Origin of the sequence: Ferruginibacter sp. (assembly GCF_049840995.1) — a bacterium.
GTDB lineage: Bacteria > Bacteroidota > Bacteroidia > Chitinophagales > Chitinophagaceae > Ferruginibacter.
In genome coordinates this window covers 196,868-209,736 of sequence record NZ_JASGIP010000006.1, presented here as the reverse complement: position 1 = coordinate 209,736, position 12,869 = coordinate 196,868, and the positions used below count along the sequence as shown (strand labels likewise).

At 37.1% G+C, this 12,869-nt stretch carries 14 protein-coding genes; 5 read left to right on the top strand and 9 right to left on the bottom strand.

Annotation, left to right across the window (positions count from 1 at the left end):
- Positions 1 to 164: 164 nt before the first annotated feature.
- From QM738_RS16135 to QM738_RS16110, 6 genes are all read right to left on the bottom strand, one after another.
- Positions 165 to 1,043 carry a dioxygenase family protein gene (locus QM738_RS16135; RefSeq protein ID WP_462277759.1) on the bottom strand — a complete coding sequence of 293 codons (879 nt, stop codon included), beginning with the start codon at positions 1,041 to 1,043 and terminating at the stop codon, positions 165 to 167.
- Between the two features lie 57 nt (positions 1,044 to 1,100).
- A complete protein-coding gene (locus tag QM738_RS16130; protein WP_462277758.1) occupies positions 1,101 to 1,694 on the bottom strand; it encodes a hypothetical protein in 594 nt (197 codons plus the stop codon).
- Positions 1,695 to 2,021: 327 nt separating this feature from the next.
- Positions 2,022 to 2,279 (bottom strand): hypothetical protein, encoded by a 258-nt coding sequence (locus tag QM738_RS16125; protein ID WP_462277757.1) that lies wholly within the window; start codon positions 2,277 to 2,279, stop codon positions 2,022 to 2,024.
- A gap of 25 nt (positions 2,280 to 2,304) precedes the next feature.
- The gene (locus QM738_RS16120) at positions 2,305 to 2,751 is read right to left on the bottom strand and encodes a hypothetical protein (RefSeq protein ID WP_462277756.1); all 447 of its coding nucleotides are present in this window, start codon (positions 2,749 to 2,751) and stop codon (positions 2,305 to 2,307) included.
- Between the two features lie 298 nt (positions 2,752 to 3,049).
- A complete protein-coding gene (locus tag QM738_RS16115) occupies positions 3,050 to 3,817 on the bottom strand; it encodes a hypothetical protein (protein WP_462277755.1) in 768 nt (255 codons plus the stop codon).
- 18 nt (positions 3,818 to 3,835) lie between these two features.
- Positions 3,836 to 4,453, bottom strand: a complete 618-nt coding sequence (locus QM738_RS16110; RefSeq protein WP_462277754.1) for a hypothetical protein — start codon at positions 4,451 to 4,453, stop codon at positions 3,836 to 3,838.
- Between the two features lie 264 nt (positions 4,454 to 4,717).
- Here QM738_RS16110 and QM738_RS16105 point away from each other — a divergent pair, with 264 nt between their 5' ends.
- On the top strand, positions 4,718 to 4,852 hold the full coding sequence (locus tag QM738_RS16105) for a hypothetical protein (protein WP_462277753.1): 135 nt from the start codon (positions 4,718 to 4,720) through the stop codon (positions 4,850 to 4,852).
- Positions 4,849 to 4,929 carry a hypothetical protein gene (locus QM738_RS16100; protein ID WP_462278197.1) on the top strand — a complete coding sequence of 27 codons (81 nt, stop codon included), beginning with the start codon at positions 4,849 to 4,851 and terminating at the stop codon, positions 4,927 to 4,929. Before QM738_RS16105 ends, QM738_RS16100 begins: the two co-directional genes overlap by 4 nt.
- Before the next feature lie 65 nt (positions 4,930 to 4,994).
- Here the strand turns inward: QM738_RS16100 and QM738_RS16095 are convergent, their stop codons facing one another.
- The 3 genes from QM738_RS16095 to QM738_RS16085 all read right to left on the bottom strand — a co-directional run bounded on the left by QM738_RS16095 (position 4,995) and on the right by QM738_RS16085 (position 8,179).
- A complete protein-coding gene (locus tag QM738_RS16095; protein WP_462277752.1) occupies positions 4,995 to 6,413 on the bottom strand; it encodes a KAP family P-loop NTPase fold protein in 1,419 nt (472 codons plus the stop codon).
- Positions 6,414 to 6,504: 91 nt separating this feature from the next.
- A complete protein-coding gene (locus tag QM738_RS16090; RefSeq protein WP_462277751.1) occupies positions 6,505 to 7,722 on the bottom strand; it encodes a P-loop ATPase, Sll1717 family in 1,218 nt (405 codons plus the stop codon).
- The gene (locus tag QM738_RS16085; protein WP_462277750.1) at positions 7,682 to 8,179 is read right to left on the bottom strand and encodes a hypothetical protein; all 498 of its coding nucleotides are present in this window, start codon (positions 8,177 to 8,179) and stop codon (positions 7,682 to 7,684) included. The genes QM738_RS16090 and QM738_RS16085 overlap by 41 nt, the downstream gene beginning before the upstream one ends.
- A 569-nt stretch (positions 8,180 to 8,748) precedes the next feature.
- On the opposite strand from QM738_RS16085, the gene QM738_RS16080 reads away from it, so the two are divergent.
- Genes QM738_RS16080 through QM738_RS16070 form a run of 3 tightly spaced genes read left to right on the top strand, consistent with a single transcriptional unit; the run spans position 8,749 to position 12,855 of the window.
- Positions 8,749 to 11,259, top strand: coding sequence for an L-rhamnose mutarotase (locus QM738_RS16080; RefSeq protein WP_462277749.1), 2,511 nt, complete (start codon positions 8,749 to 8,751; stop codon positions 11,257 to 11,259).
- Positions 11,260 to 11,317: 58 nt separating this feature from the next.
- Entirely contained in the window at positions 11,318 to 12,448 is a 1,131-nt protein-coding gene (locus QM738_RS16075; RefSeq protein WP_462277748.1) for a Gfo/Idh/MocA family protein, read from the top strand.
- A 38-nt stretch (positions 12,449 to 12,486) separates the two neighbouring features.
- Positions 12,487 to 12,855, top strand: coding sequence for a four helix bundle protein (locus tag QM738_RS16070; protein WP_462277747.1), 369 nt, complete (start codon positions 12,487 to 12,489; stop codon positions 12,853 to 12,855).
- Positions 12,856 to 12,869: the final 14 nt, after the last annotated feature.

Below are 12,869 nucleotides of genomic sequence, written 5' to 3'. Positions count from 1 at the left end.
TGGTATTCCGTACGCCCACAACTACTGCTGAGTGAAAAACTGACGGTGAAATTAAGAACTAAAGCTGAAAGTTGTTTTTCCAGCCCGGCCGGGACCCAATGCCGGGAAGTGGTATGCGAAGCCGCCGAATGGCGGCAATGCAATGTTAGCTACAGGTAAATTCATCAATATTTCAGCACCCTTGTTCCCTTATACAGCTTTCCATCAACCTGGATATTTACAGTTGTTTCCCCTTTTTCCTGCAGTATAAACTCTACAACCGGGTCTTCAAGGCCTCCTTCAAATTTATTGTTGCCCTTGTATGACAAACTCGAATACAGCTGTCCATTATATTTTGTGAACAGCAGATCATCATTCATTTTAAATTCCACTTTATTATCGTTACCTATATCGAACACGCCTTCAATTTTGTCGTAATAGTTTTTTGAAAGCTTATATTCTTTTTGAAGCACCACATTAAAAGTAATTTCATCTACTCCATGCAAATTTGTAATTTCCAGTACCCTGTTTTTTGCGCCTGGGGAGGAAGACCATTTGTCCGTGTCTACATATTTTCCTTCCTTAAAGTAGATCTGCGTTACCAGGTCTTGTTGTCCTTTTACTGATACCCTCATATGAATGTGCGCCGGACGCCAGGAGCTTTCGCTAGCAGGGTCTGCTTTATACGGAACGGGTATAATGGTCTTAAATTTATAACCGCCATTGGCCTTCGTGATCTGTCCTCCACGATAGTTGAATTTATCAGAGGTATTATCATACAGTTGATTTTCATCGCAATGCCAGATCTCTACCAGTGCATTTGAAACCGGGCTCTTTCCATCTTCTTTAAAAATGACCCCTTTCAGGACCAATGTTGTTCCTTTACTACCAGGTAATACCAAATTATCTCTAAGCGGTGCGCCCGGTCGATAAAATGGACCCAGGATGTCTGTTGTTGTTGGGCTGTCCCCAACAAATTGTTTACCATTCCAACTAATGTTTCCAAATACACTTATCCCTAATGCGGTAAACGATGTGTTTTTAACAAAAGTTCTTCTTTTCATTTTTACATATTGAAAGGGTTAAAGTTAGTTGTGGTAAACTCCTTGTTGTGCGAAATTTTAGCTCCCGAATTCTTTATAGTAATCGTTAAGTGATTTAGTTGGATTTTGAATTTTCCATTCTTGAAGAGACATTTTCCCCTTTGTATTTATTTGTTCGTTTTGAATGGTATTCTTAGGTTCATCTGAAATAGGTTTTTCACCTTGAATAACGTTTGAGTTTTGCTTTTGAACTGGAGACGCGAGAGAGAATATTAAAAGTAAGATGGCTGAAATTGTGCCTATATATGTCCCAATGCCTGCGAGGTTCAAAAATTTGTCGAAAGTAAATAAGCAATAAGTAAATGCTACAACCACATATAGCCCAGATAAAGCAGCAGTGAATTTTGGATTGACGTCTAACAGCGCAAGTATTATTGTTAGACCAGAAAGAACCGGAATTAAATAAAGGCTGTAGGCTTTGTAAATAAAAATCTTTGCTTCATCAGAAACTTTAGCATCCAATAAATTACCAAAATCAAAAATGCTCTTAGCATTATCAGCAATTTCATACCCTGATATTGAGAGGGGGCCGAGTTTTATGTAGGAAATAAAAAATGACCCAAATAAAATAATGCTGAAAATTATTTCTTTTCGATAATCAGGTTTAGGCATGTTTTATAAGATAGTTTTTTTACAGAAGCCAAGAAAATTTCGCACAACAGGCAGGGTTTTATGCAGTTTGGGAAATAGTATTCCGTCTGCCGATAACGCTGCTGGTTGAAAAACTGCTGATGAAATTAAGAACTAAAGTTGAAGAAATAATCTTCCGTCCGCCCCGGCTACCTGAAGCTAAATTTATAAATAAATGTTGATGATTTGCACATAACTAAATTAGTAACGGCCAGCCCGATATGAAGCCAAATTGAAAAGCAAAAAGTTGAAACACGGCTTCCGTCCACCCAGCTTTTGCAAATACCAATGTTAGCAGCATGGCAATTATTATAAATGTCCGTTTTTGGCTATTTGACCGATTATTGTCGCTATGATAAGGATTAATACGGCTGTAAAAATAATAACACCTATTCCAGAAAGAAGACAACCGAAACTTTGTTCATCGTCCTTTTTAGTCGGCTTCGGATACTTTTTTAAATGTTCCTCATATTGCCTCTTGGGTGCGTCCCTTAAATATTTCCTATAAGCCTCGTCAGCAGAATAGTCGTCAAATTCATAATCTTCATATTTTGATGTGTCACCCATGATTTTTAGCAGTACTGGTTACTAATCAAAGCATTTTTCGACTTTCATTCATCATCTTTAACAAATCTAACTCCAATCTGTTAAGAGCAAATATCAAATCCTCTTGCTGCAATTGTTCAGCGTCTCTTTGGAATTGTCGAAATGGAGCTAAAATTGCAAACGTTATTATTAACCAGGCTAACCGTTCTTGTCTTGTTTTTTGTAAAGCTTCCTTAGCGCTGCTTAAAAACACATAAAATTTGTCGACAAAGAATTGAGTGTATATGCCCTCATCAACTTTTCCATCATTTTGAATGTGATAATGTGTAAGGTCGAAAAAAGGTTTAACAAGAGAAGCTGCAACATCTTTAATATAACTTACTTGCATATCGGATGGCTTTACAGATGCATTTGCAATTGATTCTTCAATAGATTTTTCAATAAGAAATAAAACGTCTTGCTCGGTTAAGTCTTGTTTTAGTAATGAGGGCATATCTATTTTTAGTTTTAGGTAAATTGAGTCTATTTGAATGTTCAGATATTGTGAGGTGTCGCTTTGCTTGCCACTAACGAGCAGGGCTTTATGCAGGTTCGGAATTAGTATTCCGTCTGCACACAACCGCTGCTGACCTGTCTGCCTGCCGGTAGGTTGAAAATATAAAGTTGAATTTAAGAACTAAAGTTGAAAGGTGTTTGTCCCGCTCGAACTACAGCTGGGATTTGCAAATAGCTGATGTTACAAGGTCAAGCCCAACTTGCATAAAACCCAATGTTAGCAGCAGCCTTGGTCATTATGAAAAGAAGATTTTTATATAGCGTTTATGGTCTTCTTCTGCAGATTCTTTTGAAAGGCCTTTATCAATAAACGCTATTTCTTCTTTACTAACTGAACCTTTAATGTCAATTATTTGGGAAATAATATCTGCTTTACGTTCTTTTACTTTTGCTTGTGTAAGTTGAGTATTAAAATAGCCGTTCCAGCCAATTTCTACAAGTCTTTCTGTTGTAAATGCGGCAAATTCAAGTTTCGGGTACCTCTGTCTTGTAACTTCCATTGCTTTGTCAGCACTTTCTCCATTATCGATGTATTCGTAAAATACATCGTAACCGTTAACGCTATCTAGAAATCCAATTTTCCTAAATGAGCCTGTAATCAAATAGTAAGGACAAGGTTTGAATTCTGCTATTAATTTAACTACGTTAAGTCCTTCGCAACTTGAAAAGCTAATAATTGGTTTTCGTTTTGTTGCTAAATAAATTTCTCTAAACTTGTCTCTAAGGTCTTCCCATTTTATAAAAGTCAAATTATCCTTCCTGTCAAAGAGCCCAATACCATCTTCATTTCCATGACAATCAAAATGTATGACGTAAGTGTCCTTCGATAGAGTTATATCATCTTTAATTTTGTCAATTTGTTCAAGAAGCTCAATATTAGTTTCTAAATTTTTAAAGTCAGTTGGGATTTTTGTAGATAGCTTTTTATTAAGTTCTTCACCTGATTTCAAAATATCTGTTGTCTTTAAAGATTGAATAATAAATATTTTTTTTATTTGTCCCATCGATTTATTGTTAATGAATTATTGCTTTGGCTTTATTAGACTATTCTTAATACCCTTACTTTTGCTAATTGAAAAATATTCAAGCGGCTGCTCAAATGTGTTAACGATTTTTTGCAAATTTTTTAAAAGTTTTGCTCTTGACATGACTATAGAATCGTCCTGGTCATCATTAAACATTAAATGATAAAATGCTGCCCACATTATTGCTGAATCTCTAAAGGCGATGTTATTTTTAGGGCCTATAATTGAATTGCATTGACTTGATGGAATGATGCTTTTAGCAATTTCTTCATTCACTACTGAACATGCAGAAAGAAAAAGTCTTTTTTTATAAAGAAGGTCTTTAAGTAAAAGACCCAATTTATCATTATTAATCTCATCGAAAGTTGTCCAAATAGAATTGTCGCCACCATGACAGGAAATGTGTAAATAACGATAATTACTTTCTTTAAAGAAACTAAGCACTTTTTTAAACTCTTTTTTAGTCCTTACATAATAATACTTAGTTTCAATTTCGCTAAGACGTAAGATTTCTGAAATTATCCCACCTTCAAAATAATTTTTGTCTTCATCTTCAAATTCAAGACTCTCGATAATAAAAACTTTAGGTTCAGTTTCTGGCTTGTTAGTTGTCATGATGCTTGGTTGGTAAAGGTTGTTGCCAACACATAAATATCCGATATCCTATTTCTGTATTGTCAAAATGTAATATTGAAAATCAATTGTTTGTTATTCTACATTTCGTATTGTTTATTGCGTTAATGACAATAGTAAAACCAAAGCTCCGCTATCCTCACTCACAATGCGCAAGGGCTTAATCAGGTAATTAAAGATATTATTTCAATTTGGTATTTAAAATACCTGCAATGATTTTTTAGTTTGTGGTGCCAAACTAAGCAGGTGGGATCAATTAAAAAACTCAATGGCAAGCGGATCGCACAACTCCGGGAGCAAAAAGGCTGGTGCCAAAGTGACCTGGCCCGGGCATGCAGTAAAGGCCGGCAGGCGATTGAAAACTGGAAAACGGTAAAGTGAACCCCACCCTTTTTACTTTGCTGGAGATTGCGGAGGCGCTGGAAGTGGGGTTGGGGAAGCTGGTGGATTTGGGGTAGGTGTAGCAACTAGGAGATATAAGGTTCTTTTATGAAAAAATAGAGGCGAATAAAAATGATTATTCCTAGCTTAGAATGACGGATTCAGTTAGATTTATTTTATTTATCAAATATTTTAAACTTATATTGCTAAAATTACTTTGTTGCTCAATATTGTTAAATGCCCTAGCAAGTTCATTGCTATCAACATGTCCTCCTAGTTTAACTTTAATTGGAGTAGTTATTCCATCATTTGTATGATTCAAGAGTTTAAACCTATTTTGAGACTCTCTATTATTATTATAGAAATGCAATAATAATGCAACGGTGGTTATTGTATTGAATCCATACTCATTTCTAACGCCAATTGGTATAACGTTAGTAATTTCATCATATAGTTGCTGAATTGTAAGAATGTTATCTTCTATTTTTTGGTAGAGCTCATTTTGAATTGTTTTTAAGTAAATTAAAATAAAAAGTAAGAAAGAGAAAGTGTACTGATTATAACGAAAAGAGTTTAAAACTAACCTAGTCTGGCCAAATATTTTTTCTTGTTGTCTTAATGTGACATAAGTTTTATCGAATAATAATTCCGACATTTCTAATAATAATTGGGCGTCATTTCGAAAATCATTAATTTTTCTTCTCTCTTGAGAATAGAAAAAATCGTCGAGTGAAAAATAATCAAACAAATATTTGCAAAATTGTTTGTTGGAGGGTTTGGGGATAGAATATTCCAAATCAATAAAGCGTCTTAAATATTCTTCTGCATTAATCTCATTGCTACCATAAAATCCTTTTACTGAACTGGCTAAATGCTTTTTATCTATTGATAAAACAAATATAATCCCATTTACGGAAAAGAAATGTTTTAATTGCTCGAGAGTCTCAACTGCATAGTTTGGTCTGCATCTATCTAGCTCGTCAATAATGAAAACAAGGGGCTGGCTGTTTTCCCTTTTCTCAATAAATTTCTCCAATTCTTGCCTGAATTCTGTTATGGTCTTTTTCTTATCGGAGTATTCTTTTATCTCTTTTTCTAATATTTCTGTTGCAGCTTTCGTCGTATTTTCAATTGCGTCAGTAATAACTTCTGTGTCGATGAGGTATTTTTTGACTAGTGATTTCAATAGGACTGGCGCCACTTCTTTTGTTAATACAGCTCCTTTCTCAAGTACAGACTTAAAAGCGCTTTCAATTTTAATTTTTCCTTTGGTTAGAGTTTTTAATTCGGATATTATGGCTACTAGCGGATTATTGTTGAAATCATTTTCCCAGGCATTAAAATAGATTGTCTGAAAATTCTCATTAATTAATTGCTGCTGCCACATTTTCACAAAAGTAGTTTTTCCTGTTCCCCATTCATTATTAATAGCTAAAACAAAACCATCTGAATAGCTTTTAACTATTTGCGTAAGAACTTTGGCATATTGTTCTCTATGTAGCCTGCAGTTGGAAAATGGTTGATTGGAAGGAATTTCTATTTCGTAGTGTTTTATTTTCATAAATTATCAATTTAGAATTTTTTACTTTCTAAGTGATCTCAAAATGGGGTATATGTTTTATATTTTAATGTACTTGCTTTTTTACTTTCTCTTATTCTCCAATTTCTTTGTGATTAATCCTAAATACGGAATGGAAGGCCTTGTGGACATAAATTTTTACATCGCTAAGAAAATCAGATTTTGAGCATGGGGAAAGTTCATTATAGTAAAATTCTATAGGAGTGTTTGCTTTTCTTTTAATACCAATTATACCTAATCTATATAATATCTCAAGTAGTTCAGATAGGAATGCTCGAAAATTAATATTATCGCTTTTTGCATTTTTCCATTTGAAACATGCTTCATAAAGTTCCCCTTTAAAGTGATTTATAAAATCTTGTTCTATCAATAATTCAGCAAAAGAGTCATCTTTTATATTTCTTAAATTAAATCCGTCGTGAATACCGTTTAAAAAATTTGTTATCCTTGCGATCTCACCATAATTTTCACTCCATTCATCTTCTATCGCATTTAAGCGTTCGATAGAATATTTCAATTCAGCCTGCTTAACAATTGATAGGGAAATGGTGTCTCTTTGAATTGCGTTCTCGAATATCTTATTAAAAAAAGAAATTACGTCTCTCGGACGTAGAAACGTTCTTTCGAGAATATAATCTAGAATAGATTTAGTTTGATTTTTCTTTTCGAAAAGTGTATCTAATTTTAATTCTTTATTTGTGGTATTTTGGATTCTTAGATCAATCATTTTTCTTAATTCTTGCATACTCCATTTCATATCCAAGAATAAAGGAGAAAATTTTTCACGTTGCCCTCCTCGATTAACGGTGCCGCTAAAGACTTTCATCTGTAAATTTTCTCTCAACGAAATGATCACTTTTACCCCTTTAAATTTATGCTGAAATTCCTTGATTACTTCAACCATAGAAGCAATTAAATCATACACAAGTTGTCTCGAAACCCACTCTTTGTCAAGGTCATCAATTACGATAAAAAATTTTCGTTGAGTGTTGTTGAAAATATTCTCGCTTAAAATATTAATCAACGTTGTCAAATCATTTGCTTGTAATTGACTAATTATATTTTCTGCTTTAGTTTTTACATCTATTATTGTTTTTTCTGCTGCGGCTACAGATATATTTGTGCCAGATTTGACAGCCTGAAATTCAATTCCAAGTTCATTTACAATTTTTGCCTCTAAATCTGATTCAATGGACTTAATTCTATATTCAGTTTTTAACCAAAATTCATCAGACCATGTTTTAGCGTAGTCAATGGCTTTCTTTTTTACAATATCTCCTTTTTGAGCCATTGGATACAGCTTCCCAGAGCTTTTGAAAAAAACTTGTTTTTTTAGATTCACTTTCACTTAAATATAGCTTTATAATTTCAACAATAAAAACATGTTTCCAAAGTAATTTATAAAAGAAATTTAAATTAACACCTTCTGATCTTAAATATGTAAGTATTGTAGAATTTGAAAGAAATGATAACGACATCCTTTCTGGATCAATTACCTTAACATATTCTTCAGACTCATTTAGCCGTTTTATTAAGGCAGATTTTCCTGTTCCTGTCCTACCGATAATAATACATTTAGGGTTATTCATATTGATTAAAGCATCAAATGATCCATTATCTATGAATACATCGCCTAAAATATTATCAGTTTCGGCATCGGGAGAACCCACTACTATATCTGACTTTATCTTTATGACTGGTTTTTGTTTTTCAATTTGTAAATTTTTAACTCTCTTTTTCTTTTTCATTTTTTTATAATTATGTCTTTAGACCATCCTTTAAACGGCTTTAATATTGACTTATATTATTTTCTTTTAGTCATTACGAAGTGATTTAAATAAATAATTACAGTTCATACTCATTAAAACAATGTGTCTTGAATTGTTTACAAGTAGAAGTGAATAAATGATTATCTCAATTTCAATATTGAATTTTTGAAGCACTTATGCTAATCAACTCTCACTATTTTTACTATGGATTTTTTAAGCGGATAAAAAAAATCATTAGTCCATTTAATACAAGAGATTTATTAGGTTTCTAAAGATATTAATTCAACTTGATATTCAAAATATCTATAATTATTTTCAGTTTACGCAGCAAGTTAGAAAGCTGGATTTCTCTGAATTACGGTTTCCCTTTTTCAATTGTAGCAAATTGTCCTATCTCGACTATGCCCGGCTATAGCCCCTTTCCCTTCGGCTCCGCTCAGGGTAGTAAAATCTTCCATCATTTCAGTAATACCCTACCTTGTTCTGCTTGATAAACAGGGGTAATTTGAGCGTAATTTTTAGCAGGATATTACTAATTACAAGCGCTAATGAAACGATTGCCCCTGTGCCTGCTGGCATTGCTATTAAACCTTACTGCATGGGCGGCGGATATTTACGTGGCCCCCAATGGTAGCGATATTAATGATGGTAGTAAAAATGCACCACTGGCCACCGTGGCGGCTGCACTGCGCAAAGCCAGGGAGCTGCGGCGGCTTCTCGCCAAAGGCGAGACTGAGACTATACGCATCATTCTAAGTGGCGGCATTTACAATTTATTTGAACCCCTGTACATAAGACCAGAAGATGCGGGCACGGCCGATGGCCCCACCACTATACAGGCCGCGCCGGGCGAGCAACCCATTCTGAGCGGCGGCATCAACATTACTAACTGGAAAAAGACCAAGGGTGTGGCAGGGATGAATGCCAAAGTTATTGGCAATGTATGGGAGGCATCTGTACCGGCGCTCGCCATGGGCGAAATTAGGCAGCTGGCTTTTCGCCAACTGTGGGTGAATGGTGTTAAGGCCACCCGGGCAAAAAATACGGCTGGTGATAGCATGGACCGCATTGTAAGCTGGGATAAAAAGGATGCGGCCTGCTGGGTGCGGGGTACCCGGCTTCCCTTACTGGCCGGCAATAATACCGTTGAAATGTTCATCCATCAATGGTGGGCCATTGCGGTGCTGCGCATTAAAAAAATGGAGATGCATGGCGACAGCACCAAACTTTTTTTTATGCAGCCGGAGAGTAAGATACAAAACGAACATCCCTGGCCTGCACCGTGGATCAATAAAGAAACCGGCAACTCCGCTTTTTATTTAACCAACGATATTGCTTTTTTAGATGAGCCGGGCGAATGGTACCTGGATATGGATGCACATAAAATTTATTACTGGCCCCGCAGCAATGAAGATCTGTCCACCGCCAACGTGGTGGCGCCGCTTTTGGAAACACTGGTGCAGGTGCAGGGTTCGGCAGATGCTCCGGTAAGCAATATCAGCTTTAACGGCATTGCGTTTATGTATACCGGCTGGCTGCGCCCGGGCCAGCAGGGCCATGTGCCGCACCAGGCAGGCATGTATATGACGGAGGCTTACAAACTTAAACCGGCAGGCACGCCTGATAAAAAAACACTGGAGAACCAGGCATGGATCGGCCGCCCGGCTGCCGCGGTGGAAATTAATTTTGCCAACAACATTCATTTTGAAAATTGCCGCTTTGAACACCTGGCCAGCACCGGCCTGGATTATAATACCGGCGTGCAGGATAACCGCATTAAAGGAAATCTTTTTAAAGATATTGGCGGTACGGCTTTGCTGGCCGGTGTGTTTGCCGATGCGGCCACCGAAATTCATTTGCCTTATAACCCGAAAGATACAAGGGAAGTGTGCGATAAATTGCTGATCAGTAATAACCTTATTACCGATGCGGCTAATGAGGACTGGAGTTGTGTGGGTATCGGGCTGGGGTACACGAAAAACTCTATTGTTGAACATAATGAAGTAGAGAATGTGTCGTACACGGGCATCAGCATGGGCTGGGGCTGGAGCCCCACGGCCAATGCCATGAAGAATAATTTTATTGTGGCCAATAAAGTACATCATTACGGTAAGCATAATTACGATTGCGCCGGTATTTATACTTTGAGTGCGCAACCCAACTCCTGGATTGTTGAGAATTATGTGGACAGTATTTACAAAGCGCCTTATGCGCATTTGCCTTCGCATTGGTTTTACCTGTATACGGATGAAGGCTCCTCTTATTTTACGGTGAAGGATAACTGGACGCCTTCGCAAAAATATTTGCAGAATGCTAATGGCCCCGGCAATCAATGGATCAACAACGGGCCGATGGTTAAGGAAAAGATCAAACTAAATGCAGGGCTGCAAAGCAACTTTCAATTTTTAGCCGCAGAAAAAACTGCGCCGCATTATTTACCTATCAATACCGAGCATAGTGAAGTGATTGAGCTGATCACCAAAGCGGGTGATACTTTGGATGTAAAAAAACTGCAGGCTTTTTTGCGGGAGAACAAAATGGATACGACTGCTGTGTACCAATGGAAAAACCACTATGTGATATTTGATAAACTGAAAGACGCGTTGGCTTTTAAAGGAAAACTGCAGGCCGCTTTTCCGCAGGCGGAAGTGAAATGGTATGCAGATATGTTTTACGAATTTAACCGCAGCCGTTGTGATGATAAAAATGTAGCGAAGGAGTGGGACCATATTTTACTTACCTGCAATTTGGTGGCAGATAAAAAAATGCAGGATGAGTATCTGAACTATCATGCCACGCAGTTTGAAAAATGGCCGGAGTTGTCGAAGGGTTTTTGTAATGCGAGTTTTCAGCAATTATTGATTTTTAGGAATGGCAGGCAGCTGGTGTTGGTGATCAGTATACCGAAGGGGGAGAGCCTGGATAAACTAAATCCGAAGACGATGGAGGGTAATCCGAGGGTGGTGGAGTGGAATAAGATGATGGCGAAATATCAAGAAGGGATTGAGGGGACGAAGAAAGGGGAAAGTTGGGTGTTTTTAAGCCCCCTAGCCCCCTAGGGGGGGGGCTGATCGAAGCGAAGATGGCGTAATTATTTATGACTTTATAATTAGAAAAATGGCAGAGAAAAAAGTAGCAACTTCAAAATTAAGTTCCCCTTTAGGGGACAGGGGTTCTGTTTTGAACATCGGAATTTTAGGATTGGGTGAGGGCCGCAGTACCATGTCTGCCGCCATACAAAGTAATAAAGTGCATCTTAAAATGATCTGCGATGCCAATAAGGAATTGTGTGTGCAGCGGGCAGATGAATTTAAGATGTATGATTATACTACTAATTACCAGGAAATGCTGGATGATAAAGAGATCGACATCATTGCTATTTATACGCCCGATCATTTGCATGCGGAGCATATTAAGCAGGCTTTGCTGCACGATAAACATGTGATCTGTACCAAGCCTTTTATTGATGACTTAAGCAAGGCCAAGGAATTAATTGATTTACAAAAAAAGACGGGCAAGAAAATTTTTGTAGGACAAAGCTCCCGTTTTTTTGAGCCGTATAAAAGGCAGCGCAAAGATTTTGAGGCCGGTGTGATCGGCGACCTGATCACCATTGAAAGCCATTATAATGCCGATCACCGCTGGTTTTTAGAAAAGAAATGGGCTTTGGAAAAATCGTTTAAATGGTTGTATGGTGGCTTGAGCCACCCGGTGGATTTTATACGATATTATTTACCGGATATTGAAGAAGTGATGGGCTACGGGATGATCAGCAGTAATGGTAAAAATGCGGGATTGAAGAATGAAGACACCATGCATTTTATTTTTAAAGCCACCGATGGCCGTATTGCCAGAGTGAGCGGCACTTATACCAGCCCTACGCAACCGGTAAAGCGGGATAGTGGTATGACCTGTATCCTCCGGGGCACGCAGGGCGCTTCGCAGGCGGATTATCATGAACTGCGGTATGCGGTAACAACTAAGGAAGGTGAAGAAAAGATCATTCACTGGGGGGATGCTACTTTAAAATATTATTTCCGTTTTGAAGGGCAGAGCCATCATGCGGGCGAATACCAGAATTACATTGAATATTTTGTAGATAGTATTGAGCAGGGCTTTACGGCCTATCCTGACCTGAAGGAAGGTATTGGTACCGTGGCTTTGCTGCAGGCGATGGATAAGAGTTTGGAAACGGGGATGCCGGTGAAGGTGAAAGAGGTATTGAGGGAATTTAATTTGGAGTTATGAATTATGAATGATGAACTATGAACTATGAATGATGAATTATGAGTGAAAGAAAAAATGTTTTAAAAGATAAGTCTTTTGCGTTTGCGGTAAGAATTGCAAAGTTGTATAAACATCTTACTGAATTAAAAAAGGAATATGTTTTAAGTAAACAATTACTTAGATGCGGAACTTCAGTTGGTGCCAATATAAGAGAGGCCAATAATGCGGAGAGTGCTGCCGATTTTATTCATAAGCTGGCAATAGCACAAAAGGAAGCAGACGAAACATTGTACTGGCTTGAAATATTAAGTTCTATTGGCCTTTTGACGACAAAGGAATTCGATTCGCTTTACGGTGATGCAGTGGAGTTATTAAAAATGATACGCAGCAGCATCTTAACCCTTAAAAATAAACGTAAAAACTCATAACTCATCATTCATAA

Excerpts from the sequence above, each read along its gene's own strand:
- QM738_RS16095 (WP_462277752.1), bottom strand. The coding sequence starts at position 6,413 with ATGAAAATAAAACACTACGAAATAGAAATTCCTTCCAATCAACCATTT.
- QM738_RS16125 (WP_462277757.1), bottom strand. The coding sequence starts at position 2,279 with ATGGGTGACACATCAAAATATGAAGATTATGAATTTGACGACTATTCT.
- QM738_RS16090 (WP_462277751.1), bottom strand. The coding sequence starts at position 7,722 with ATGGCTCAAAAAGGAGATATTGTAAAAAAGAAAGCCATTGACTACGCT.
- QM738_RS16075 (WP_462277748.1), top strand. The coding sequence starts at position 11,318 with ATGGCAGAGAAAAAAGTAGCAACTTCAAAATTAAGTTCCCCTTTAGGG.
- QM738_RS16080 (WP_462277749.1), top strand. The coding sequence starts at position 8,749 with ATGAAACGATTGCCCCTGTGCCTGCTGGCATTGCTATTAAACCTTACT.
- QM738_RS16110 (WP_462277754.1), bottom strand. The coding sequence starts at position 4,453 with ATGACAACTAACAAGCCAGAAACTGAACCTAAAGTTTTTATTATCGAG.
- QM738_RS16070 (WP_462277747.1), top strand. The coding sequence starts at position 12,487 with ATGAGTGAAAGAAAAAATGTTTTAAAAGATAAGTCTTTTGCGTTTGCG.
- QM738_RS16130 (WP_462277758.1), bottom strand. The coding sequence starts at position 1,694 with ATGCCTAAACCTGATTATCGAAAAGAAATAATTTTCAGCATTATTTTA.
- QM738_RS16085 (WP_462277750.1), bottom strand. The coding sequence starts at position 8,179 with ATGAAAAAGAAAAAGAGAGTTAAAAATTTACAAATTGAAAAACAAAAA.
- QM738_RS16120 (WP_462277756.1), bottom strand. The coding sequence starts at position 2,751 with ATGCCCTCATTACTAAAACAAGACTTAACCGAGCAAGACGTTTTATTT.
- QM738_RS16135 (WP_462277759.1), bottom strand. The coding sequence starts at position 1,043 with ATGAAAAGAAGAACTTTTGTTAAAAACACATCGTTTACCGCATTAGGG.
- QM738_RS16115 (WP_462277755.1), bottom strand. The coding sequence starts at position 3,817 with ATGGGACAAATAAAAAAAATATTTATTATTCAATCTTTAAAGACAACA.